The organism is Luteimonas sp. 3794, from assembly GCF_031456825.1.
Taxonomy (GTDB): Bacteria; Pseudomonadota; Gammaproteobacteria; order Xanthomonadales; family Xanthomonadaceae; genus Luteimonas.
Window position 1 is genome coordinate 35182 of sequence record NZ_JAVDVJ010000018.1, and the last position, 23335, is coordinate 58516.

General features: G+C 67.3%; 27 protein-coding genes. 14 read left to right on the forward strand and 13 right to left on the reverse strand.

Annotated elements, in window-relative coordinates:
* The first annotated feature begins 83 nt into the window (after positions 1 to 83).
* Together J2X52_RS16605 and J2X52_RS16610 are read left to right on the forward strand one after the other, a co-directional pair.
* On the forward strand, positions 84 to 566 hold the full coding sequence (locus J2X52_RS16605) for a YajQ family cyclic di-GMP-binding protein (RefSeq protein WP_310155963.1): 483 nt from the start codon (positions 84 to 86) through the stop codon (positions 564 to 566).
* 5 nt (positions 567 to 571) lie between these two features.
* Complete coding sequence (locus J2X52_RS16610; RefSeq protein WP_310155966.1) at positions 572 to 1120, forward strand: DUF1415 domain-containing protein; 549 nt, start codon at positions 572 to 574, stop codon at positions 1118 to 1120.
* A 55-nt stretch (positions 1121 to 1175) separates the two neighbouring features.
* Here the strand turns inward: J2X52_RS16610 and J2X52_RS16615 are convergent, their stop codons facing one another.
* Together J2X52_RS16615 and J2X52_RS16620 are read right to left on the reverse strand one after the other, a co-directional pair.
* Positions 1176 to 3398 carry a hypothetical protein gene (locus tag J2X52_RS16615; protein ID WP_310155970.1) on the reverse strand — a complete coding sequence of 741 codons (2223 nt, stop codon included), beginning with the start codon at positions 3396 to 3398 and terminating at the stop codon, positions 1176 to 1178.
* On the reverse strand, positions 3395 to 4348 hold the full coding sequence (locus tag J2X52_RS16620) for an ankyrin repeat domain-containing protein (RefSeq protein ID WP_310155973.1): 954 nt from the start codon (positions 4346 to 4348) through the stop codon (positions 3395 to 3397). Before J2X52_RS16620 ends, J2X52_RS16615 begins: the two co-directional genes overlap by 4 nt.
* Before the next feature lie 187 nt (positions 4349 to 4535).
* On the opposite strand from J2X52_RS16620, the gene J2X52_RS16625 reads away from it, so the two are divergent.
* From J2X52_RS16625 to J2X52_RS16635, 3 genes are all read left to right on the forward strand, one after another.
* Complete coding sequence (locus J2X52_RS16625) at positions 4536 to 5558, forward strand: cation diffusion facilitator family transporter (RefSeq protein ID WP_310155977.1); 1023 nt, start codon at positions 4536 to 4538, stop codon at positions 5556 to 5558.
* A complete protein-coding gene (locus tag J2X52_RS16630) occupies positions 5555 to 5851 on the forward strand; it encodes a metalloregulator ArsR/SmtB family transcription factor (protein ID WP_310155980.1) in 297 nt (98 codons plus the stop codon). The genes J2X52_RS16625 and J2X52_RS16630 overlap by 4 nt, the downstream gene beginning before the upstream one ends.
* Positions 5852 to 5928: 77 nt before the next feature.
* A complete protein-coding gene (locus J2X52_RS16635) occupies positions 5929 to 6333 on the forward strand; it encodes a lysozyme inhibitor LprI family protein (RefSeq protein WP_310155983.1) in 405 nt (134 codons plus the stop codon).
* A gap of 91 nt (positions 6334 to 6424) precedes the next feature.
* On the opposite strand, the gene J2X52_RS16640 is transcribed toward J2X52_RS16635, so the two are convergent.
* The 3 genes from J2X52_RS16640 to J2X52_RS16650 are packed head-to-tail and all read right to left on the reverse strand — an operon-like array spanning position 6425 to position 8878.
* The gene (locus tag J2X52_RS16640) at positions 6425 to 7117 is read right to left on the reverse strand and encodes an HAD family phosphatase (protein WP_310155985.1); all 693 of its coding nucleotides are present in this window, start codon (positions 7115 to 7117) and stop codon (positions 6425 to 6427) included.
* On the reverse strand, positions 7110 to 7817 hold the full coding sequence (locus tag J2X52_RS16645; RefSeq protein WP_310155987.1) for a 16S rRNA pseudouridine(516) synthase: 708 nt from the start codon (positions 7815 to 7817) through the stop codon (positions 7110 to 7112). Before J2X52_RS16645 ends, J2X52_RS16640 begins: the two co-directional genes overlap by 8 nt.
* Positions 7814 to 8878, reverse strand: a complete 1065-nt coding sequence (locus J2X52_RS16650; RefSeq protein WP_310155990.1) for a class I SAM-dependent methyltransferase — start codon at positions 8876 to 8878, stop codon at positions 7814 to 7816. The genes J2X52_RS16645 and J2X52_RS16650 overlap by 4 nt, the downstream gene beginning before the upstream one ends.
* A gap of 158 nt (positions 8879 to 9036) precedes the next feature.
* On the opposite strand from J2X52_RS16650, the gene J2X52_RS16655 reads away from it, so the two are divergent.
* Positions 9037 to 9294, forward strand: a complete 258-nt coding sequence (locus J2X52_RS16655; protein WP_310156038.1) for a hypothetical protein — start codon at positions 9037 to 9039, stop codon at positions 9292 to 9294.
* Positions 9295 to 9464: 170 nt separating this feature from the next.
* On the opposite strand, the gene J2X52_RS16660 is transcribed toward J2X52_RS16655, so the two are convergent.
* Together J2X52_RS16660 and J2X52_RS16665 are read right to left on the reverse strand one after the other, a co-directional pair.
* Positions 9465 to 9890 (reverse strand): hypothetical protein, encoded by a 426-nt coding sequence (locus tag J2X52_RS16660; protein WP_310155994.1) that lies wholly within the window; start codon positions 9888 to 9890, stop codon positions 9465 to 9467.
* A complete protein-coding gene (locus tag J2X52_RS16665; protein ID WP_310155997.1) occupies positions 9887 to 10489 on the reverse strand; it encodes a sigma-70 family RNA polymerase sigma factor in 603 nt (200 codons plus the stop codon). The genes J2X52_RS16660 and J2X52_RS16665 overlap by 4 nt, the downstream gene beginning before the upstream one ends.
* A gap of 138 nt (positions 10490 to 10627) precedes the next feature.
* Between J2X52_RS16665 and J2X52_RS16670 the strand changes: the two genes are divergently transcribed.
* Both J2X52_RS16670 and J2X52_RS16675 read left to right on the forward strand, forming a co-directional pair.
* Positions 10628 to 10954 carry a hypothetical protein gene (locus J2X52_RS16670; RefSeq protein ID WP_310156000.1) on the forward strand — a complete coding sequence of 109 codons (327 nt, stop codon included), beginning with the start codon at positions 10628 to 10630 and terminating at the stop codon, positions 10952 to 10954.
* 104 nt (positions 10955 to 11058) lie between these two features.
* Positions 11059 to 11994 carry a pepsin/retropepsin-like aspartic protease family protein gene (locus tag J2X52_RS16675; RefSeq protein WP_310156003.1) on the forward strand — a complete coding sequence of 312 codons (936 nt, stop codon included), beginning with the start codon at positions 11059 to 11061 and terminating at the stop codon, positions 11992 to 11994.
* A gap of 57 nt (positions 11995 to 12051) precedes the next feature.
* Here the strand turns inward: J2X52_RS16675 and J2X52_RS16680 are convergent, their stop codons facing one another.
* Positions 12052 to 14580, reverse strand: a complete 2529-nt coding sequence (locus J2X52_RS16680; protein WP_310156006.1) for an FtsX-like permease family protein — start codon at positions 14578 to 14580, stop codon at positions 12052 to 12054.
* Positions 14577 to 15293: an ABC transporter ATP-binding protein gene (locus J2X52_RS16685; RefSeq protein ID WP_310156007.1), complete on the reverse strand. Its 717-nt coding sequence runs from the start codon at positions 15291 to 15293 to the stop codon at positions 14577 to 14579. The genes J2X52_RS16680 and J2X52_RS16685 overlap by 4 nt, the downstream gene beginning before the upstream one ends.
* A gap of 205 nt (positions 15294 to 15498) precedes the next feature.
* Here J2X52_RS16685 and J2X52_RS16690 point away from each other — a divergent pair, with 205 nt between their 5' ends.
* Together J2X52_RS16690 and J2X52_RS16695 are read left to right on the forward strand one after the other, a co-directional pair.
* Entirely contained in the window at positions 15499 to 16029 is a 531-nt protein-coding gene (locus J2X52_RS16690; RefSeq protein WP_310156010.1) for an arylesterase, read from the forward strand.
* Between the two features lie 282 nt (positions 16030 to 16311).
* A complete protein-coding gene (locus J2X52_RS16695) occupies positions 16312 to 16848 on the forward strand; it encodes a fasciclin domain-containing protein (protein WP_310156041.1) in 537 nt (178 codons plus the stop codon).
* A 97-nt stretch (positions 16849 to 16945) separates the two neighbouring features.
* On the opposite strand, the gene J2X52_RS16700 is transcribed toward J2X52_RS16695, so the two are convergent.
* The 3 genes from J2X52_RS16700 to J2X52_RS16710 form a co-directional block, all read right to left on the reverse strand.
* Positions 16946 to 17659: a peptidoglycan DD-metalloendopeptidase family protein gene (locus J2X52_RS16700; RefSeq protein WP_310156014.1), complete on the reverse strand. Its 714-nt coding sequence runs from the start codon at positions 17657 to 17659 to the stop codon at positions 16946 to 16948.
* A gap of 3 nt (positions 17660 to 17662) precedes the next feature.
* Positions 17663 to 18511, reverse strand: coding sequence for a L,D-transpeptidase (locus J2X52_RS16705; protein ID WP_310156045.1), 849 nt, complete (start codon positions 18509 to 18511; stop codon positions 17663 to 17665).
* A 243-nt stretch (positions 18512 to 18754) separates the two neighbouring features.
* Positions 18755 to 19405, reverse strand: coding sequence for a murein L,D-transpeptidase catalytic domain family protein (locus J2X52_RS16710; protein WP_310156017.1), 651 nt, complete (start codon positions 19403 to 19405; stop codon positions 18755 to 18757).
* A gap of 115 nt (positions 19406 to 19520) precedes the next feature.
* Between J2X52_RS16710 and J2X52_RS16715 the strand changes: the two genes are divergently transcribed.
* From J2X52_RS16715 to J2X52_RS16730, 4 genes are all read left to right on the forward strand, one after another.
* Complete coding sequence (locus J2X52_RS16715; RefSeq protein WP_310156020.1) at positions 19521 to 19910, forward strand: GntR family transcriptional regulator; 390 nt, start codon at positions 19521 to 19523, stop codon at positions 19908 to 19910.
* Positions 19907 to 20818 (forward strand): ABC transporter ATP-binding protein, encoded by a 912-nt coding sequence (locus tag J2X52_RS16720; RefSeq protein ID WP_310156023.1) that lies wholly within the window; start codon positions 19907 to 19909, stop codon positions 20816 to 20818. Before J2X52_RS16715 ends, J2X52_RS16720 begins: the two co-directional genes overlap by 4 nt.
* Positions 20815 to 22287, forward strand: coding sequence for a hypothetical protein (locus J2X52_RS16725; RefSeq protein WP_310156026.1), 1473 nt, complete (start codon positions 20815 to 20817; stop codon positions 22285 to 22287). Before J2X52_RS16720 ends, J2X52_RS16725 begins: the two co-directional genes overlap by 4 nt.
* A gap of 101 nt (positions 22288 to 22388) precedes the next feature.
* Complete coding sequence (locus tag J2X52_RS16730; RefSeq protein WP_310156028.1) at positions 22389 to 22952, forward strand: DUF3016 domain-containing protein; 564 nt, start codon at positions 22389 to 22391, stop codon at positions 22950 to 22952.
* Between the two features lie 154 nt (positions 22953 to 23106).
* On the opposite strand, the gene J2X52_RS16735 is transcribed toward J2X52_RS16730, so the two are convergent.
* A partial coding sequence (locus tag J2X52_RS16735; RefSeq protein WP_310156032.1) for a hypothetical protein occupies positions 23107 to 23335 on the reverse strand: 229 nt, incomplete at its 5' end.

Below are 23335 nucleotides of genomic sequence, written 5' to 3' on the forward strand. Positions count from 1 at the left end.
GCCCTGCCAGCGCGGCACTGGCGGAACAGCCCATACCGGCCGTGCGGTAATCTGCGCGCCTTCGTCCCACCTGCAGGTGCCCCATGCCTTCTTTCGATATCGTCTCCGAAGTCGATACCCACGAGCTGACTAACGCCGTCGACCAGGCCAACCGCGAGTTGACCACGCGCTTCGACTTCAAGGGCGTCGAGGCCTCCTACGAACTCGATGACGCGACCATCAAGCAGTCGGCGCCGAGCGACTTCCAGGTGCAGCAGATGACCGAAATCCTGCGTCAGCGGCTGGCCGCGCGGAAGATCGATGTGAAGTGCCTGGAGTTCGGCGACATCGAGACCAACCTCGCCGGCGCGCGGCAGACCGTCACCGTCAAGCAGGGCATCGAGCGCGACCTGGCCAAGAAGATCCAGAACACGCTCAAGGAAGCCAAGCTCAAGGTCGACAGCCAGATCAACGGCGACAAGCTGCGCGTGAACGGCAAGAAGCGCGATGACCTGCAGGCCGCGATGGCCCTGCTGCGCGGCACCGATTTCGAGCTGCCGTTGCAGTTCGACAATTTCCGCGACTGATCCGCATGTTGCCCAGCGCCGACCCGATCGCCGACACCCGTCTGTGGCTGGAGCGCGCGGTGATCGGGCTCAACCTATGCCCATTCGCCAAGGCGGTCGTGGTCAAGGATCAGGTGCGTTTCGTCCTGAGCGATGCGACCACGCCCGAGGCCCTGCTCGAAGCGCTCGGCGAGGAGCTGTTGCGCCTGCGCGACACGTCGGCCAGCGAGATCGACACGACGCTGATCGTGCATCCGCAGGTGCTGGGTGATTTCCTCGACTACAACGATTTTCTTGATGAAGCCGATGGTCTGGTCGAGGCGCTGGAGCTCGATGGTGTGCTGCAGGTCGCAAGCTTTCATCCCGACTACCAGTTCGCCGGCACCGCGCCCGACGACATCGGCAATTACACCAACCGCGCGCCGTATCCGACGCTGCACCTGCTGCGCGAGGACAGCGTGGCGCGCGCGGTGGATGCCTATCCAGAACCCGACAGCATCATCGACCGCAATCTCGCCACGCTCGAAACGCTGGGGCACGCCGGCTGGGCGCGGTTGTTTACCGAGGCGAGCTGAGGACTGCGCGACGCATTCGGTGGGTCGGATCCGCCCCGATCGCCGGTGAGCCGGCTCAATGCACCAGCGCGGCCCGCTCGTCAAAGCGCTGCATCGCCTCCGGTTGCGGCACCTGGAATCGCTCCCCTTCAGGCGCCTGCGTCGCCGCCTGATCGCGCGCCATCAGTCGCGCCTGGCCGTCGGCCAGCCATGCCTGCGCCCCGGGGGTTTCCATCAATGCGGACGACGCCTGTTTCGCGGCGTCCGTATCCCCCGAGCGGACCGCCGAGAGCAGGCGCTCCAGCGCGGCGCCAGTGCCGCCTGACAGTAGTGCGGACCGATTCTCCAGCGTTGGCGCTTCAACCCGCCGTTCGTGTTCGCGCAGCATCTCCCGCGCGGCCGCTTCCTGTTCCGCGACGTGGCGCGCCAGACTCGGCAGCACGGCCGACGCCATGCCATGGCGCCCCACCGCCTCGGACAGCGCCGGGCCTGCCTCACGTGCCAGTTCGATCGCGCCGGACCAGTGCTGGATGCCGCGCGGCGTGCGCGGATCGAATGCCAGCGCGCCGCCGACGACCACCCCGTTCAGGGCGCCGAAGCCCGCCCCGACGGTGGGCGCGTGCGACGTCACCTGGGTGACCCGCGCGCCGGTGACCTCGAACCCTGAATCGAGACGTTCGCCGACGTAGACCAGCTGACTGCGTGCCTGGGTGCCGACTGCGCCAGTGCCCGCCTGGACGCCGTCTGCGATGGCGCCGGCCACCTCGCGCCGGCCCTGCGCTGCAGCGCGTCCTTGTTCGATTGCGGCCGCGGCTTCGCGCCGGTTGCGTTCCAGCGCAGTATCACCTTCTGTCTCGATGCGGTCCGCGCGCGCATACAGACCCTCGCGCCATGTGTCGGAAAACACGCCCGCCGTCTCTGCCACATTGCGCAGGAGACCGCCACGCGCACTTGCAACACCCGCTTGTGCCCAGCCTTGCGCATGGTCGATGGCCGCCACGCCATGCGCGCCCACCATCCGCGCCTGCGCGGTGAATTCCCCCATTGCCTGCGTACCCTGTGCCAGCACGACGCCGGCGCCTTGCCAGGTCCGATCAATGTGCGTACCGGCGAGCGCCGTTCCGCTACGCGCCGCATCACCCGCGTTCGCGAGTCCGTCGCCCAGCGCGCGGCCTCCATTGGCGACCACTTCGCCCGCCTGCGCGCCGGCACTCGCACCGCGCGCACCCATCGCCAGCACGGTCAGGATCGGGCCGCCCAGCTGATGCAGCTCGGCCATGGAGACACGCTCATCGCGCGCGACGAGCGCCTGTTCCTGTTGCGTCATCGCCGCCAGCGGTGGCATGCGTTTGCCGGCGGCCTCGGGCATGTCCTGGATCATGGACGCGGCTTCGCCGCGCTCGAGCGCTTCGAGCAGGGCGCGCACGGCGGGATGCGACGATTCGGGGATGTTTGGGAGCAGCCGGTGCTCGAGGTAGTCACGGCCCGCCGGCGTGCTTTGCACGGCGGCCGCGCCATGGGTGATCAGCGTCGCCATCCGCTCGCGCTGCAGATCGCTCATGCCACGGATGTCCTGCTGCACGCCGTCGTTGAGGATTTCGCCTTGCACCTGCCAGGCGGTGACGGTTTCGCTGGTGTCGAACAGCTGCGCTCCCGGCTTGTCTTTCAGGAAGTTGGGCGCGGTGTCCGGATGCAGCCCAGCCGCGTTGAAGGTCACCGTTCGCATGCCTGTCACTGCAGATGACGCCGACGCCATACCAGCGCCAAGGCTGTGGCCCGCGATATCGAAGTCGAGTCCTGCGCGCTCGAGTGTGAGCGCCAACTCCATTGCGCCGGTGTAGTAGCGAGTTTCCTTCCCTATCGACTGCGGCAGATTGTTGCCGAGGAAATCCTCGAGTGAAGTGTCGCGCAGCACGCCATTCTCGATGACCTCTCCTCTGGACCCCTTGAACACCAGCGTCGGCTTGAAGCCCGGCCCCAATACTGCAGGATCCGGAATGTAGATTTCGGCGCGCAATCCAGAGTCTGTGGGATGCAGCAGTTCCCGGATCTCCGCATCATCAAGATCAAGGTCGGGTAGCAATTCCCGCAGCAATCCTGGAGTCGCACTGACACGCGCCCAGCCTGCATCGGGCGTCCCGACATTCTTGGCGGCGTCGTAGCTGTCGTGACAGAGCCCGGCCATCTCTTGTGCGTGGTAGAGCGACTCGAGCCGGCCCGCTTCCTCTGCGGCGGCATAGGAGCCGCTGCTGCGCAGCGCATGCAGCAGAGACTGTCGTGCTTCGTGGCGTGTCGTCATGCTCCACCTCCGTCGTCATCCATGTCGGGCAGCGGAATCTGGTCCTCGCTGTGCGGAAACCCGAGCGCCTCGCGCTTCCGCCGGTGGTACTCCGGCATTGGCGGACGCTCGAATCCCTTCGCCATCAACCAGCGCTGGCATTTGACCTGCCATTCCGGATCCCCTGGATTGCCGTGGTGCCAAAAGATCGCCTCGATCACATGCGAGTCGGCTCGCTGCACCGGATCTCCGTAAGAGAACTGGATCGTAGGGTCAGCACCATGTTCCAGAAGCCAATACACCATCTGGAATGCGCCAAAAAGCGCATAGCTGTCGATGATCGTTTTGCCCGGTGACGACCGGGCATTCACGTCTGCCCCTCGCTTCACCAGCAGTTGAACGTGCTCCCACCGGTCTTGCAAGAACGCCTCATACAACAGCGTCTCCCGATTGGGATTGCGCGTATCCGGGTCGCCGCCATGGTCTAGCAGGACCTGCAGATAGACCGGATCCGTCTGCCGGACGGCCCAGACCATCGCATTTGCGTGATAGCGGGCGATCCCATCGTCCGACGGATACCGAGTCTTGGCATTCGGATCCGCGCCGTTTTCCAACATCGCGCGAAGCCCATCGGGATTGCCGCGATAGATCGGCCACGCGAGCATCGGGGTGCCGCCGTCGCGACCCCAGAACACGCCGTCGGGATCGACGCCTTCGTCGCGCATCAGGCGACGGACGGCAGCCGCATCGCCGCTGCCGGCCGCGACTGCCAGCGCCTGCAGTTTTGGATCTTCGAACACACGCGCGGCCGCGGTGCGTTCGCCCGAAGTGTCGGCAGGTGGGACGGCCAGCACGCAGCCGGACAGGGCGACGATCGACGCTGCTAGGCATAGCGCGATCAGCCATTGCGTGGGTAGGTCGCGCCATGGCGAAGTGCGGGCGTGACGACCTGAAGGATCTTTCGTATCCATTTCGACCTCGGCGCTTCCATACGCGATCGCGTCGAGAGTAACGCAGCCGCGGGAACGGTTCCTGCCCGCGCCTCTGCAGGGAATTCCTGACCCGAACGCTGCACCGGCTGGGCCACTGGCCGGCAGACTATCAACACATAAAAATATGTTTATACAATGGCGTCCCGCCCGGTTCCCCCTGCCCCGCATGTCGCACGACCACCACCACGCCCACGAGCACGGCCACAGCCACGCGCCGTCTGTCTCCACCGCCAACGAACGCGTGGTGCTGACCGGCTTTGCCCTGACCGCGGGCTTCATGCTGGTCGAGGTCGTCGGTGGCGTGCTGTCGGGTTCGCTGGCGCTGATCGCCGATGCCGGCCACATGCTCACCGATGCCGCCGCGTTGCTGCTGGCGTGGGTGGGCTTCCGCATCGGGCGCCGCGCCTCTGACGCACGGCGGACGTTCGGCTACATGCGCTTCGAGGTGCTCGCCGGCCTGGTCAATGCAATCACGCTGTTCGCGCTGGTGATCTGGATCGTCTGGGAAGCGATCCAGCGGCTACGCAGTCCGGGCGAGGTGCTGGCCGGGCCGATGCTTGCGGTCGCGGTGGTCGGCCTGCTGGTGAACTGCCTGGTGTTCTGGATCCTGCATCGCGGCGACCAGTCGCACGTCAACATCAAGGGCGCGACGGTGCACGTCCTCGGCGATCTGCTCGGCTCGGTCGCGGCGATCATCGCGGCGCTGGTGATCCACTTCACCGGCTGGATGCCGATCGATCCGATTCTCTCGGTATTGGTGTGCCTGCTGATTCTGCGCAGCGCCTGGGCCCTGCTGCGCAGCGCGTTGGACATCCTGATGGAAGCCGTGCCGCCGGACATCGACATCGCCGTGCTGCGGGACCACGTGCGCGGCACCGTGCCGGGTGTGGCCGATGTCGACCACGTGCATGTGTGGTCGATCACCTCGGGCAAGGTGCTGGCGACACTGGAACTCACCCTGGCCGATGACGCGCAGCCGGCGCAGGTGGTGCCTGCGGTCAAGCGCGCGCTCGCCGAGCGGTTCGCGATCGGTCATGTCACTGTCGAAGTCGTGCACATGCCGCAGGCGCAGTGCGCGCTGGAGCGGCAGGACAGCGAAGACGCGCATGCGCATGATCACGCGCATCACCACGATCACGATCACGACAACCCGCACGACACGCCGCACGCGTCCGGACCTGCGCGATGACCGCTGTCGACGATGCGCGGCTGGCGATCCTCGCCGAGACCTTCAAGCTGCTTGGCGATCCCACGCGTCTGCGCGTGCTGCTGACGTGCCTCGACGGTCCGGTCGCGGTCGGCGAGATCGCGCGCCGCACCGGCGCCTCGCAGCCGCTGGTCAGCCACCACTTGCGACTGCTGCGCGGTGCGCGCCTGGTACGAGGTCAGCGTCAGGCACGCCAGGTGCTGTACGAAGCCGACGACGCCCATGTGCAGGACATGCTGCGCGACATGCTCGACCACACCGGCGAGCACGCCTGACCCGATGCCGCGGACGTTCACGTCGTCCGCAGGCGTCGTACCCACACTGCGACTGTCCCCCTCCACGAGCGCATCGCATGTCGACGCCCTTCCGCAGCATGTTCCCATTGCTGGTGCTGGCTTTCGCGACGGCCCACGCTGCGCCCGCCGCGGCCGAGGACGGGTCCGCCGGCTTCATGCGCTGTATGGACGCCGCCGAAGGCGTGACCGTCGACATGCTCAACTGCATCGATGCCGAGATTGTGCTGCAGGATGCACGCCTCAACAGCGAGTACCGTCAAACGCTGGCCGCTTTGACCCAAGGCCAACAGGCCCGTTTGCGCACCGCGCAGCGGCTGTGGGTGCAGTACAGGGACGCGAACTGCAGGTTCCTGGCGGACCCGGAGGGCGGTACTTTGGCCACGGTGATGTCGGTGGATTGCAGGCGTCAGATGACCACCGAGCGCGCGAGCGAGCTGGCGCGGTTGCGACCGCAGACCTGAGGCGTGTGGCCGCCGGATTTCGCTGCGCTCTGCGCATCCTACGGTGAGGGCACGTGCGCTTTGCAGGGTGGGTAGAGCGCCGCGACGTCGATCAGTCTGTCTGCTTCGCCATCAGCCACGGTGCAAGCAGCGCCTGTGCGTCCTCTAGCGACGCGACGATGCGATGCCCGAGCGCGCGCACGTCGTCGTCCGGTGCCAGCAGATCCGGCACCTGCACCGCGGTCATGCCCGCCGCGAGCGCGGCGCGCACGCCCGTCGGCGAATCCTCCAGCACCAGACACTGCGACGGAGACACACCGAGACGTTCGGCGGCGAGCAGATAAACATCCGGCGCGGGCTTCGGCTGCGCGACGTCGCTGCTGGTGCAGACCACATCGAAATACGTCAGAAGTCCCGCTGCTGCGAGCTTGCGCTGCGCCAGCGGCGACCGCGTCGAGGTCGCGACCGCGCGCGGCATGTCGTGCGCGACGAGCAGATCCAGCAAGTCGACGATGCCCGGCCGATGCGGCAGGCCGCGTTCGGCGATCGCGACATAGCGCGCATGACCGTCATCGAGCAGCGCCGCAGCTGCGCTGTCGCCGATGTGCGTGCCCAGACGAGCGCGGCAGACCGCGTCCGTGTGGCCGATCAGGCACAGCCACCAATCCGGATCGATGTCCGCGCGATGATCCACCGCCGCGGCGCGCAACGATTCGAGAATCGCACGCTCGCTGTCGAGCATCAGCCCGTCCATATCGAAAATCACCGCCGCGGGCCGCGACGGCAGCGGTGCGATCTCAGCCATGTGCCGCCATCAGTGTCTCGATATCGCCGGCATCGAGCGGGCGCCATTCGCCTTCCGCCAGCGCCCCGAGTTCGAGCCCGCCGACGCGGCTGCGATGCAACGCGACGACGTGATTGCCGACCGCGGCGAACATGCGCCGCACCTGGTGATAGCGGCCTTCGGTGATCGTCAGCCGCGCCTGCGTCGGTGCCAGCACCTCGAGCACCGCGGGTTTGAGCGGCGTGTTGTCCGCCTCCAGCAGCATCGCGCCGCTGGCGAACAGCACGGCTTCGTTGCCGCGCAACGGCTCGGCGAGCGTGGCCTCGTAGACCTTCGGCAACGCGGCTTTCGGCGAGATGATCCGGTGCAGCAGCTGGCCATCGTCGGTGAACAGCAGCAGGCCGCTGGTATCGCGATCCAGCCGGCCAACTGTCGACAGCACCGGCGAGCGCAGCCGGAAGCGCGGCGGCAGCAGGTCGTAGACCAGACGCCCGGTGTCCTTGGTCGAACAGGTGTAGCCGGACGGCTTGTGCAGCAGCAGGGTCAGGCCGAGCGCCGGATCCAGCGGTTCGCCATCCACGCGCACGTCGTCATGGCCGACCTGGTCGTCGGCGTACAAGACCTCGCCTGCCGCATCGGTCACCCGGCCTTCGCGGAACATCCAAGCGACCTGCTTGCGGCTGCCGTAGCCGAGATTGGCGAGCAGTTTGACCAGCTTCATGCGCGATGCCTCGCGGGCGTGGCGCGGGCGCGCACTGCGTGGATCACCTTGAATGCGCCGCTGGAGGCAATCTCGTTGACCTCGCTGAAACGCGCATCGAGCACCTCTTCGTACGGCAGATGCCGATTGGCGACCAGCCACAACGCGCCGCCCGGCTTCAAGGCGACCGCGGCAGCGCCGATGAACGCACGCCCGATATCGGGGCGGCCCTCACGGCCGTGCGCGTGGAATGGCGGATTGCTGACGATGACGTCATAGCCCTGCGGCACGCCGGTGGTCACGTCGTGCCAGTGGTAGGTCAGCGTCGCGCCCGCGCCGAGTGCGGAGAGATTCCGGCGCGCCAGCGTCAGCGCGCGACCCTCGGCTTCGAAGACGTCCAGCGCGGTGATGCCCTTGCAGCGCTGCAGCAGCTCGGCGGACAGATAGCCGTAGCCGGCGCCCAGATCGGCGCCGCGCCCGGCCAGCGTCGTCGGCAGATGCGAGGCCAGCAGCGCAGACGCGGGATCGATGCGGTCCCAGGCGAACACGCCCGGGCGACTGTGGAACCGGCCGCCGAGTACCTCGCGCGGACGGTCCAGCCTGGCCCAGGTCTCGACCAGCGCGGTGTCGACGGTGTCGCCGGCCTGCGCCCAGAACACGCGGCATTTGTGCTTCGACAGCGCGCCGATGTTGCCGGCGAGCTTCGCGAGATCGTCCTGCGCGGATTTCGCGCCCTCGTCGTTCGACACGCTGGCCAGCACCCAGCCGCCCGGCGTCACCGCCTGCAGCGCGCGCGCCAGCACCGCGCGCGATTCGTCGCGCTGGCGCGGCGGCAGCACCAGCACCAGGGGCTTGCGCGGCAGTGCGACATCCCCGGCGTCGCCGGGCAGCGCGTCGAGGCCGGCGCGCTGCAGGGCCGCATGCAGCGGCTTGAAGCTCTGCTCGCAAACCAGACCCGGCCAGCGACCGCCGGTCGTCGGCACGCCCGGACGCGCGCGCAGGAACAGCGCGCCATCGTCGGGCCACGGGATCTGGCGCTGTTCGAGCGGCAGGAACAGGGCGTCGAGGGCGGGATCGGACATCGGCTCGGGCAGGGCGGGACGGCCGTGGATTCTACCGGCCCCGCCGCTGCGCCGGCCGGCGCCCGGCTTCGCACGCGCAGCGAACGCGAGATTGATGAAACCGCAACATCGCCGTCTGCACGATGACCACACACCCCACAGAGGAGACCTCCATGCCCATCCACGCCCTGTTCGTTGGCGGCACGATCGACAACAGCGAGCTCGATCTCGACGGCGCCGAGCCGCCACACCGCTATCCGCCCGACACGGGCGGCGGCCAGTCGCGCTATCGCTTGCATGCGATCGGCAAGCGCGACGACGAGGTCGTCTACGCGGTCTATGGCGGCCCGGACATCGCGCACGAAGAGGTGCAGCGGGTCAGCGAGGAGCGCGAGTACGCGCGGCGCTTCGAGGCCGAGGAAACCATCGTCGGCTGAATCCGATGCGCCTCGGAGCGGCTGGAATGCGTGTGGGATGAAGTGGGCCATCGCGTCGCCCCTGGCCTCGAAGAAAGCATGTCCCTGAAACCGGCCCATCTCCAAGTGCCCTGCGGGGAAGCAAGCCCATACGCGCCGCATTGAGCCGCTCGCGAATCTGCTGATTGACCTCAGCCGCCGTGACCCACGCGCCTTGTATGTGCGAGAACGCCAGCCCAAGGCAGAACTGAAACGGCGACACACAGCCCTCCTAGGCCGGCCCATTGCAGCGCGTTCTCTCCGAGGAGTGACACGGCGGTTGTCGCGATTGCATTGCCGTATACGAACGCACAGATCACGGCACTACCCGCCATTGCAGCGCCGAGCAGTTTCATGAGTATTTGATCGCTGCGATCGGCTTTCGCATTTCTGGCCCTGACCTGCATGGCGGCGTGCGCGACACCCGCTGCGAAATCGGTGGGTGGCAAAGACGACGGCAGCGTACGCAGGGCGTGCCGCAGAAGTGCATCGCCTGCATCCGATGACACGCCAGTCAGCGCGCGCTCCTGCGCCTGCCAGCGCGCGTCATTCGATTCGAGACCCGGTACCCGGTTCATGCGGCGAAAACTCCCAGTCGTGGTTCCAGCAACTCTCTCAACAGCTTGCGGCTGCGGAACAGGTGGCTCTTGATGGTGCCATCGGCGAGCCCGGTGATGGTGGCGATCTCGCCAATCGGCAGTTCGTCGAGGTGATAGAGCGTCAGCAATGTGCGTTGCAGCGGCGGCAGCCGATCGATCGCGGCATGCAGGCGCGCGGACATTTCGTGGTCGGACGCTGCCTGTTCGAGATCGAAGCCGTCGGCGACGCGCTCCGCCAGCGACAGGCCGTCGGCATCATCGGGCACATCGGCCAGCGGAATGCGCCGGCGTTCGAGGTGCCGCTTCGCCACCGAGTACGCGACCTGCGCGATCCATGACTTGAGTGCGCTCTCGCCCCGGTACTGGTGCAAGGCCTGGTGTACGCGCAGAAACGCTTCCTGGCACAGCTCGCGGGTGTCTTCCGGGTGGCGGACCATGCGCTCGATCATGTGCCAGCACAGGCCCTGATGCAATCGCACCAGACGCTCGAACGCACCCGGCGCGCCGGACAGCACCTCGGCGACCAACGCGCGGTCGGCGCGTCTCATGTCCTCGGATGTCGGTTCGTCAGGCGGCATTGCAGACAGGGATACGCCGGACGGGCCGGCGGTTGCAAGACAACCGGGGCACGGACGGGCGACGCCAACTGCAACCGCCTGCGCGTTCGCCGCATCCCAGTCTTCGAACCCCGCACTCCAATCAACGGAACCCGCCCCATGGACTTCGCCATCCTGATTCCGATCGCCCTGTTCGTCTGTGTCTATCTCTCCATCAAGGCGGTCGTCGATGCGCGCACGCGGCGGCAGATGGTCGCCGCCAATGGCTCGGAGGACATGCTGCGTTCGATTCTCGACGGCGAGGAGAGCCGGCGCCGCCAGGCGTCGCTGCGTTGGGGCACGATCCTGGTCGCTTTGGCGCTCGGCTTCGCCGGCATCGAAGCGCTCGGCTGGACCGAAGTCAGCCCGGGCGTGGTCGCATTGCTACTCGGCGCCACCGGCATCGGCAATCTCGTCGCCTTCGCGCTGGCGCGCCGCGTCCGCTGATCGCACACCGCGCCCGGCCTGCGGGCCGGGACAGAGCTCTTATCTTCTGATCGCCCGATCGCGAAGACCAAGCCACGCGGTGGCCGGCCATCGAGCACACCTTCATGACCCTGTCTGCTTCCGCTGCACGCACCGGGCGCTTCTGCCACGCCCGTGATCTCGCATTCGCTGTATGTACGCTGTTCGGCGCATGCACCGCACATGCCGCGGCGCCCCTGCACGATGCCTGCGCATTGGCGCTGTCTGCGTCGGACGCACTGGTCGATGTGCCCTTCGACCTTGTCGACGGACGCGTCTATGTCGCGGCGCAGGTCGACGGCGCTGGCCCGTTTCGTTTCGCGATCGACACCGGCGCCAGCGGCATCGCACGGGCGGATACGCGACTGGCCGATGCGCTCGGCCTGCCGCGCGAAGGAAGCGCCGCCAATTCCGACGGCGTCAGCACCGCACAGGCCGACACGCTCCGTCTGCGCAGTCTCACGCTCGGCACATTGCGCCACGAGGATGTGGTCGCGATCACGCGCGACTACAACGCGCGCCAGTCCGCGGATGCGGCGTTCGACGGCATCCTCGCGCGCGAATTCTTCGCCGACGGCCTGCTTTCGATCGACTACCCGAAGCGGCGATTGTCTTTCAGCCGGATCCAGCGCCTGACGGCCGGTCAGCCCGGCACACTCGCCTATGAGCGGCCGTTCCGCATTCCGGTGTCGATCGGCGATCTACAGATCGAAGCGCAGCTCGACACCGGGGCCAACGTGACCCTGGTGCTGCCGCAGGCGCACTACGACGCGATGCCCGACGCTGCGTCAATGACCCAGGACCGCCTGACGCTCAGCAATGGCGACATCGACGGCGGGCGCGCACGGCTGCGCGGACCGCTGCGGATCGGGGCACTCTCGCTATCCGATTTCGAGGTGCGGGTCTCGACACGCTTCCCCGAAGCGCTGGTCGGCGCGCACGCGCTGCAGGACAGCGTCGTGCTGATCGACCAGCGCAGTCGGCGCGTCGCGGTATGCGAACCAACACTGGGCACACCATGAGTCACGCGCACCGGCTGGCGAGGGACGATGTGTCCACGCACGCGCGATGTCGCGCACTCACTCCTGCAGCGCGCGCAGCGTCACCGACGGCGGTGCATCCAGCACCTTGCGCGTCGCCCACAAGCCGGCGAGCAGCGTCATCAGCACGCCGATGCCACCGCCGGCCGCGGCCAGCGCCCAGTTCGGCGTCCACGGCAGGTCGAACACCTGCACCGCAATCACGCCGGCCAGTACTGACGCTGCAATCGACGCGACCAGCCCCGCCAGCAGGCCGATGGCCGCGAATTCCGAGGCCTGCGCGAGTCGCAACTGCGCCCGCTTGCCGCCGAGCACGCGCATCACGCCGCCTTCGAGCAGGCGCTCGTCCTGACTGGCGCTGACCGCCGCCAGCAGCACCAGCACGCCGGCCGCGAGCGAGAACCAGAACACCACCTGCACCACCGTCGACACCTGGTCGGCGGTGCTGCGCACCTGGGTCAGCACCGCGTCGATATCGACCACCGACAGGTTCGGGAACTGCTGCACCAGATCGGCGGTGAAGCGCGGCTTGTCGCCCGGAACGCGGACCGCTGTGATGTGGCTGGCCGGGTACGCATCCAGCGCGCCGGGTGAGGCGACGACGAAGAAGTTCGGCCGGAAACTCTCCCACTCGATGCTGCGGAAACTCGTGATCGGCGCTTCGAACCGCTGGCCGGCGATGTCGAAGACGATGCGGTCACCGAGCTGCCAGCCCAGGTCCTTGGCGAAGCCTTCTTCGACCGAGATCTCCGGCGTGGCCGGCGCGGTGTCGCCCCAGAAGGTGCCGGCGGTGACCCGGTTGTCGTCGCGCAGGTCGCTCTGCATCGACAGATTGAACTCGCGTTCGGCGCGACGCTGGGCCTGACGGTCCTGGGCCTCGTCGCCACTGCGCCCGGCGAAGTCCTCGCCGCGCACCGGCTCCCCGTTCCGCTCGATGAGACGCGCGCGGATCATCGGGAACAGCACCGGTGCATCGACGCCCTGATCGGCGATGAAGGCGCGCACCGGATCGAGCTGTTCGGGCTGCACGTTGATGATGAAGCGGTTCGGCGCGTCCTGGCCGATCGCGAGCTGCCAGCGGTCGAGCAGATCGGTGCGCACGAAGGTCAGCAGCAGCAGCGCCATCAGGCCGAGCCCGAGCGCGGTGACCTGGGCCACGCTGGTGCCCGCGCGCCGGCTCACATTGGCCAGGCCGTAGCGCAGGCTGCCGCGCAGCCGCGACCGCAGCGCGCGCACCAGCAGGATCAGGCCCCAAGCCAGCAGCGCGAGCACGGCGAACGTCGCGGCGATGCCGGCGAGCATCGCGCCACCCAGCGTCGCCGAACCGGCCTTCCACCACAGCAACGCGGCCAGGCCGACGAACCCGGCGCCGCCCACCAGCCATGCGCTCGGTTCGAAACCACCGAGATCGCGACGCAGCACGCGCAAGGCCGGCACACGGCGCAGCGCCAGCACCGGCGGCGCACCGAAGGCCATCAGCACGACGAGGCCGACGCCGTAGCCCTGCAGCGCCGGCATCAGCCCGGCCGCGGGTATCGACAGGCCCAGCAGCGATTCCAGCCAGCGGCCGATGCCCCATTGCAGGCCGAACGCGATGACCACGCCCAGCGTGCAGGCGATCACGCCGAGCAGCAGCAGTTCGCCGACGTGGATGCCGACCAGGGTGCGCTGCTGCGCGCCCATGCAGCGCATCACCGCGACCGAGGTCAGATGCCGCGCCGAATGCTGACGCGCGGCCATCGCCACGGCGACCGCGGCGAGGATCACCGACACCAGCGCGGCGAGACCGAGGAAGCGACCGGCACGGTCCAGCGAGGAGCGTATTTCCGGACGCGCATCGCCGATGGTTTCCACACGCTGGCCGCGGCCGAGATTCGCGCGCGCGGCCGATGCGAAGCCGTCGACCGCGTTCGCGTCGCCGGCGATCACCAAGCGATAGCGGATGCGGCTTCCCGGCTGGATCAGGCCGGTGGCTTCAAGATCGGACAGGTGCAGGAACACCTTCGGCGCGACATTGAAGTAATCGATCGACGCATCCGGTTCCTGCAGCACCAGCGCGGTCAGGCGGAAGCTGCGGTCGCCGAGAAACACGGTGTCGCCGACCGATGCGCCGAGCGTGTCGGCGCCGGCGCGGCTCATCCATGCGGTGCCGGGCTCGGGCACGGCTTCGGCATTGCGCTCGACGCCATCGGCGCCGGCGATGCGGAAGCTGCCGCGCAGCGGGAAGCCGTCGCCGAGCGCACGCACGTCGCCGAGCTGCAGATTCGCGGTGTCGCCCGCGCCGACGCGGATCATGCTGTCGAGCTCGATCGTGTCGACCGATTCGAGGCCGGCTGCGGTCGATGCCTCGCGGATCGCGCCCTCGATCGGCGCATCGCCCCGCACCACCGCATCGCCGCCCAGCAGGCGGTTGGCCTCGATCGCCAGCGCGCGTTCGGCGCGATCGGTGACGAAGCCGACCGCGGTGACCGCGACGACCGCGAGCACCAGCGCGGCGAACAGGATGCGGATGTCGCCGGCCTTGAAATCGCGGCGCAACTGGCGCCACGCGAGAGCGGCGGTCCTCATGCGGTCATCGCCTCGTCGGCGACCAGACGCCCGCTGTCGATACGCAGGCGACGCTTGCAGCGCTGCGCCAGATGATCGTCATGGGTGACCAGCACCAGCGTGGTGCCGGCATCGGCGTTGAGCGCGAACAGCAGTTCGATGATCGACTGGCCGGTCGCGGTGTCGAGGTTGCCGGTGGGCTCGTCGGCGAACAGCAGCGCCGGCCGGGTCACGAACGCACGCGCGAGTGCGACGCGCTGCTGCTCACCGCCCGAGAGCTGGCGCGGGTAATGGCCCAGGCGCTCGCCCAGCCCCACGCGCGCGAGCACGTCGCGGGCCGGGCCTTCGACCTCGCGGTCGCCGCGCAGTTCCAGCGGCAGCATCACGTTCTCCAGCGCGGTCAGCGACGGCAGCAACTGGAAGCTCTGGAACACGAAGCCGACCTTCTCGCCGCGCACCTTCGCGCGGCCGTCCTCGTCGAGCGTCGAGATCGGCGCGCCATCGAGCACCACCGTACCGCTGCTCGGCGTATCGAGGCCGGCGAGCAGCGACAGCAGCGTGCTCTTGCCGGAACCCGACGCCCCGACGATCGCCACGGTATCGCCCCGGCCGATGCGGAAGCCCACGTCCTGCAGGATCGTCAGCTCGCCCGACGGCAGCGAGACGCGCTTGCCGAGCCTCTTGACGACGAGGGCGTGGCGGGTTTCAGCCTGCGCTGGGTTTGAATCGGCCATGATGTTCCTTTGTGCGCCTGCACGAGTGGCAGCCATCTTCGAAGACGGGGTTTAAACAATGATTAAGCGCGTCCGGTATGGGGCCTTCCGCGCCTCCATGCAATGTGCCATCGGTTGTCTCCTTGTGCTGTGTGCACTGAACGCGCAGGCGCAAAACACGTCTGTGGCGCCCGAGCCGGTCAACTCGACACGGACGATCCTGGTCATGGGCGATTCGTTGTCCGCGGGCTACGGCATGTCGGCCGGCGAAGGCTGGGTGTCGCTGCTGCAGCAGCGCCTGCAGCGCGATGCCCCCGGCTGGCGCGTGGTCAATGCGAGCATCTCCGGCGAGACCAGTGCGGGCGGTGCATCGCGAATCGTCCAGGCCGTGGTCCGCGAACAGCCCGACATCGTGATCATCGCGCTCGGTGCCAACGACGGCCTGCGCGGTCTGCCGCTGGCCGATGCGCGCCGCAATCTGGCGCGGATGATCGGCGCGTCCCAGCACGTCGGCGCACAGGTGCTGCTGGTCGGCATGCGCATGCCGCCCAATCTCGGCACCGACTACACCCGCGGCTTCGAGGACAACTATCGCCTGCTGGCGAAGACCTTCGACACCGCGCTGCTGCCGTTCCTGCTCGAGCCGATCGCCACCGACCGGGCGAACTTCCAGGACGACAACCTGCATCCGACGGCCGCGGTGCAGGCGCAACTACTCGACCATGTGTGGCCGGCGCTGCAGCCGCTGCTGGACTGACCGCCCCCTCAGACGCCGCTTCGGGCGGTGCATATGTAAGAACGGCGTGATGCATCCAGCCGGCCTTCCATGTGCGTAGTGATGAGCGAACCTGCCGCATGTGCGTCAGGCCACTCACCGTCCCCGGACGACTTCTGAGAAGACACCATGAAGCGCACTCTGCTCGCCACGATGCTGCTCACCTCCATCGCTGCCCTGACTGCCTGCCAGCAGGACGCCGCCACCGACACCAGCGCCGCCGTCGCGCCGCCGGCTGCCGATGCCACCCTTACCGCGCCGCCGATGTCGGCCGATCCCGCTGCGGCGACCTCCACCGAGGCCGATGCCGCCGCGCAGGCGAATAATCCGATGGTCGGTGGCGCGCCGATGTTCGCCGACCGCGACATCGTCACCAATGCCGCCACGTCGCAGGACCACACCACGCTGGTGGCCGCGGTCCAGGCCGCCGGTCTCGCCGACACACTGAAGGGCCCGGGCCCGTTCACCGTGTTCGCGCCGACCAACGCCGCGTTCGAGAAGCTGCCGGCCGGCGCCGTCGACGGTCTGCTGAAGCCGGAAATGAAGGCCGACCTGACCAAGGTGCTGACCTACCACGTCGTTCCCGGCAACGTCGATGCTGCAACACTTGTGCAGCAGATCCAGGCCGGTGGCGGCACCGCCAAGCTCACCACCGTCGAAGGCGCCGAGCTGACCGCGCAGCTCGACGGCGAGACCGTCACGCTGACCGACGCCAAGGGTGACGTGGCGCGCGTGACCACGGCCGACGTGCGCCAGAGCAACGGCGTGATCCACGTGATCGACACGGTGCTGATGCCGTAACGGCGCAGGCACTTTCCGCGGTCCGGTGCTGCCGGTTGCGCAGATATGAGAGAGGCGGCCAGATGGCCGCCTCTTTTTTTTGCGTGATCGTCGGCGCTTACGGCTGCACAGATGTGGCCGCGCCATCCGCTGCACGCAGCAGCGGATACGGATTGACCGGCGTACCGGTCCACCACTGCTTCTCCGGCGTCAGCCGGAAGATCGCGAAGTGCAGATGCGGCGCTGCGGGATCCGCATTGCCGGTGCTGCCGACGGTGCCCAGCACATCGCCGCGCTTTACCGTCGCACCTTCGCGTAAACCCGGCGCATATGCCTGCAAATGGGCGTAGTAGTACGAGAACTGCCCGCTGGGTTCGAACTGGTAGATCGTCAGCCCGCCGCGATCGCTGGTGAACAGTTTCTCAATCGTCCCGTCGGCCACGGCGAGCACCGGTGTGCCGGTCGGCGCCATGATGTCGAGGGCCTCGTGCTGCCGCTCGCCGCCGCGTGCATCGCCAAACGTGTCTTGGATATCGGTGATGGCGATGCCCTGCACCGGCAGCAACAGACCTTCAGACGCTGTGGTGGCCACGACAGGTGCAGCGGTCTGCTGCACTGCCGGCGGCGCCGCGGTCACCCCTGCAGGGGCGGGCGGAGACGTGACACCTGAGGCCGCACTGCCAGGCGCTGTCTGCGCAGGCGCGATATCGGCGGCGTCATTCGTCTCGCTCGCGCTGCGCTCGAACAGCGGGCCGCCCTGCCAGAAGAACCACGCAACATTGGCCAGCAGCAGCACCGCAATCAGCGCGATCCAGATTCCCGGCCGTTTCATCGCTTACTCCTCCAGTAGTGCGACCGTGCCCGGCTTGACCACATCGGCCACGCGGCGTGCGCTCCAGTTGGTCATGCGGATGCAGCCGTGCGACTGGGTCTTGCCGATGTTCTGCGGCTCGGGCGTGCCGTGTATGCCGTAATGCGGCTTCGACAGATCGATCCATACCGTGCCGACCGGATTGTTCGGGCCGGCCGGCAACGCCGCCTTGGCGTGCGACGGATCTGCATCCCAGAACAACTCCGGGTTGTAGTGGAAGGTGGGATCGGTGGCGACGCCCTCGATCTTCCATTCGCCGATCGGCAACGGATCGTGCTCGGTACCGGTCGATGCGGGGAACTGCGCATAGACCTTGCCGCCGGCATCCACCAGGCGCACAACCGAATCCGACTTGCTCACGACCACGCGCGCAGGCTCGGCCAGGGCCGCGGCCTCGGCGACGTTCGGCACCACGATGCGCGTCCCGGCCTTGAAGTCGCTGCCGGGATTGAGCCGGCGCAGCAGCGCGGGCGATGCATGGAAGCGTTCGCCCAGCGCCTCGAGCACGTTTTCGAAGCCGAGGGCATCCTGCTTCGATTTCTCCATCATGTCGTCGGGCACGCTGACGAAAGGACCGGCCACGTCTTCGGCCGTCAGCGTGTGCGCGAGCAGCGCGGGTGCATCGTCGCCGGTCAATGCATCCCAGGTGCGCGCATCGAGTTCGCCGCTCGCCTCGATGCCGCGAAAGCGCTGGAACGCGGCGATCGCACGTGTGGTGTTGGTACCGCCGCGTGCGTCGATCTCGCCGGGCGAGAAGTGCACGCGATCGAGCAGCACCTGCGTGCGCAACATCGCCGCATCGCCGGCGTCCATGTCCGCCGCATTGACCGATTCGACCGTCAATGCCGAGGACGCTTCGGCGCTCTGCGCGGTGTCGTCACCTGCGGGGGCGTCCTGCGCAAACGCGGGCGCTGCGACCAGCAGCATGGCGAATGCGCAGACAGGCGCGCGGGCGGTGCGGATCCAGTGGGCGGGCATGGTGTCGTTCCTTGGGCTTGTGACGCCGCATGCTCGTGGCGCGCGCGCGCCGGCCGTGTGAAGCCGCGTGCGGCCCGTTCAGCGTGCCGGGCAGCGCAACAGCTTCGAATCACGCCGCCATGCCGGATCGTTGGCATAGGCGAACAGCAGTTGCCCATCCTTGAGATCGTCGATGACCGCCTGCGCCACTTCGTCACGCACCGCCGGACACCCCCAGCTGCGCCCGAGCCGGCCCTGCCGGCGGGCCTGATCCGGGTCCACGTAGTCGGCGCCGTGCATGACGATCAGCCGCTCGCGCGCACGGCCGTTGATACCGGGCTCCAGTCCGTCCATCCGCAGCGAGTAGCCGTTCTGCCCGGTGTAGGTCTCGGCGGTCGAGAACAGGCCCAGGCTCGACTGGTAGCTGCCTTCGACATCGGAGAACACCGTGGGCAGGTTGTCGCCGCTGCCGCGTCCATGCGCGACGTGTTCGGCATGCAACAGGCGCCCGCGTTGGACATCGAAGACCCACATGCGGATTTCGGTGGATGGACGCGAATAGTCGATGACCGCGAGCCGGTGGCCCACGTTGTGCGCGCGTTTGGCGCAGGCGCGTGCGTCGAGTGCGAGCGACAGCACCTCCCGATCGAGCGCCGGCGCCGCGGCGGACAACGTTTCGAGTGTCGCGTCAGCGGCCCGGAGCAGCGGCGGCGACATCAGCAGCGACAGGATCAGGATTGTCCGGAGCACGGGGGTGCGCATGCGCCAGAGCTTAGCGGTCGGCGGGTGGGCGTCGCATGCATCTTCCCCCCCTGACCACCAGCACGCTTGACAACGCGGTAAGTGTATTGTTGTATTGATACACATGGACGCAAGCCTGCTCTCGATCCAGCCCAATGCCGCCGAGCCGCTGTACCGGCAGATCACCGGTCAGATCCGGCGGCTGGTCGCGGGCGGCGTGCTGCAGCCCGGTGAGGCGCTGCCCTCGGTTCGCGACGTCGCCGCGCTGCATGCGATCAACCCTATGACCGTGTCCAAGGCCTACAGCCAGCTCGAGGCCGAGGGCGTGCTGCTGCGCCTGCGCGGCAAGGGCATGGTCGTCGCCGATTTCGCCGCGCCGCCCGACCTCGCCGCGCGATGGGGACTGATCGACCCCGCACTCGATGCATTGGCGCGCCAGGCGCGCGAACTCGAACTGCCGGCCGACGCCCTGCTCGCCCGTCTCAAGACCCGACTCACGGAGGATCCGCAATGAACGCCATGCTCGAACGCTCCCACACCGCTTTCGACACCACGGCGCCGCTCGCCGTCGACGGTCTGATCAAGCAGTACGACCGCCGCAGTGTGCTGCGCGGCGTGTCGCTGGCGATCGAACCCGGCGCAGTGCTCGGGCTGATCGGCCGCAACGGCGCCGGCAAGAGCACGCTGATCCGCGCGATGCTCGGCCTGATCGAACCCGATGCCGGTCGCGCCACCGTCTGGGGCGAGCCAGCGCTGCGCCTCACCGATGCGATCAAGCAGCGGCTCGGCTATGTGCCGCAACAACCCGAAGCGATGGCGTGGCTGCAGGTCGGCGAAATGCTGGATTTCGTCGGGCGTTTTTATCCGCGCTGGGACGCCGCCTACGTCGACGCGACACTGGAGCGCTGGCAGCTGCCGCGCAACCGCATGCTCGCGAAACTTTCCCCCGGCGAGCGCCAGCGCGTCGCCATCGTGCGTGCGCTCGCCCCGCAACCCGAACTGCTGGTGCTCGATGAGCCCGCCTCGGCGCTGGATCCGGTCGGCCGGCGCGAACTGCTGCGCGAGATCGCCTCGCGCGCCGGCGACTCCGGCACCACGGTGCTGTTCTCGACCCACATCGTGTCCGATCTCGAACGCGTCGCTTCGCATGTCGCTTTCCTGCACGAGGGCCAACTGCTGCTGCACAGCGAGCTCGACAGTCTCAAGGAACGCAACCTGCGCCTGCACGTGCCCGAAGCGGTGGCTGCGCAGCTGCGCGAGGACGTGCCCGGCGAGGTTTCGCGTCGTCCGCATCCCTACGGCGGCCTGTCGATCACTGTATTGCGCGGCGAAGACGAACCCTGGCCCGATTTGCTGCGCGTGCCCGGCGTACGTGCCGAGGCGCTGCCGTTGGAGGATCTGTTCATCGAGGTGTCGGCATGAGCGCCCACATTACCCGCGCTTTCCAGAAGACAGCACTGCCCACGACGCTATTGGTGCTGAGCGCCGCGACCAAACTCCGTCATCGTGTTTGGGCTTCGGCCATCTGTCTGACTCTCATTCTCGTCGCTTTCTTCGGCTCCCATTCGGCCGACGACCCTGCGCAGGTGCCGCAGGCACTTATCCGTTTATTGATCATCGGAAATATGATCTTATGGAATGCGTGGTTCGGACGACTTGCGCTGCTGCAGGCGCAGTCTGCAAGTACGTGCCTGCCGGGAGTCCGCGCTGCGATCGCGCGCGCGCTGTTGATCGGCGCCATTGCAACGGTGCTGCTCCCCGGGATGCTTCTTGTGGCCCTCGCAGGTGCAGAACCGCTACACGCCCTAGGAAAGCCTGCTCTCGGCGCACTTGTAGGCTTGCTCATCATGCTCATCCCTTGGCCTCTCGCGTGGCTCATGATGATTGCGCTAATTCTGGCTCCGACGTTTTTAAGTTTATTACCCAGGCTGCATCCCTGGCTGCAGCTCGCACTGGACTTGCCCGTAATATTGCCGGCGTTGATTGCCTCGACCGCGTTACTTGTCGCATGGCGCTGGTGCAGCGTCGTGCGAACACATGAGCCAGAGGAAATCCCTCGCTGGCGAAGAGCGATCGTTTTCAATCACCAAGCGGGGGTCATTGAATCCGGCATGGCTCGAAGCGAACTCGACGCCAACCATTGGCGAGCGCAGGCAGGTTGGCTCTCGCCCTCGACACGAGTCGATATTGCTGGACCTCATGATCCAGCCGGTGCGATCGGTGCCTGTCTCGGGGGCTCGATGGGAAGCGCGACGCCCCGAGATGCGGCTAGACAATTCGGGCTCATCGCTGTGCTGACAGTTGCAATGCTGATTGTCCCATTGAACGAATCGCTTACCTCTCTTCGAGACGCCGCGTTGTGTGGCGGTGTGATCAGCCTCCTGGCCTCCGGCTGGATCTTGGCTTCTCGTCTACACAGCCAGCGCCAACGCCTTTCCGGCGAGTTCTCCGAAGTTGCGCTGCTGCCCGGATTGGGAAGCCCCGAAGCCGCGAGTGCGGCTTTGCTCAGTCGCATGATGCGTCGCTTGGGTCATTTGATGCTTTTCGTCCTTATTGCGCTATCGATTCTTGCATGGCAGCGCGGGATGCCTTCGATCCATATGGCGCTAACAGCGGCAATGTGGATAGGCGTCAGCGCAGGCAGTCTGATGCTCTGCATGCGCGCACTCGCAGGACGTGCGGTTGACTCAACCTGGACCTTCGCGATGATGACTCCTCTGATCGCGCTCGTCACGATGACCATGACGATCGGCTTTTTACGGCTTCCAGCCGACCGTTTTGCTATCGGCATGTTTGTGGCATGGCCCATGGTGACGTTTCTATATCTCAGTGGCGCGCGACTGATGCTGAAACGGTTCCGCGCCCGACCTCATGCCTTCCTCCTGGACTGAATCGCCCGGACGCTTTGATTGCCGGTTAAGCCCACCCGGCGCATGATCGACTTCCAGTCCTCATCCTGCGCACATTGCCCGCGCAGTCGGGAGTCCCTGCAATGAATCGCCGATCCCTGCCCCTGCTGCTCGCCGCCGCGCTCAGCGCCCTTGCGATGCCGGCGCTTGCCGGCAACGATGTCACCGATCCGGAACTGCCCCACAGCCTCACCGGCGACAGCCCGGTGGCGGTGCGATGGACCGATCCGGAAGCGTTTTCGGATATCCGCCTCAGCGGCAACCGCTGGGAAGCGCGCCGCGGCGACTGGGTCGAGCAGATCGCGCGCTACGTGCGTCAGCGCGCGGAACGCGAACTGCCGGCCGGCAGCACGCTCGACGTGACCATCCGCGACATCCGCCGGGCCGGCATGTACGAGCCGTGGAATGGACCGCGCATGGACCATGTGCGGATCATCAAGGACCACTACCCGCCGCGGATCGATCTCGATTTCGTGCTGCGCGATGCCAACGGCACCGTGATCGCCGAAGGCCCCCGCGAGCTGCGGGACATGGGCTTCCTCAGCCGCGCCGGCAGCGCGATGAACAGCGATGCATTACGTTACGAGAAGCAGCTGGTCGACGATTGGCTGAGGCGTGACCTGCGGCCTGCGATCGCGCAGCGCTGACGGTTCGCTCTGCTTGAGAAAGCCGCGCAATTGCGCGGCTTTTTTCTTGCGCGCGCAGAATCGGTTCTGGTTAGCGACGACGCGCTTGCCTCAAGCACGCCGCGGTCGGACGGCGTGCTCACGATCGTCACCGGTGCTGCACTTTCGGCCTCGGTTATCGGCCCCGTTTTTCTGGCTTGGCTTGGCTTGGCTTCGCTTTGGTTTGGGCTTGGGCTTTGCCTTTGCCTTTGCCTTTGCCTTTGGCTTTGCCTTTGGCTTTGGCTTTGGCTTTGGCTTTGGCTTTCAGCCTTTGACTTGAATCGAGCCGTAGAGCGAGCCGAGCATCGCAGGGCGGCGGGGTCGAAGAGCAGCCCATGTCTGAGCGCAGCGAGTTTGGGCTGCGT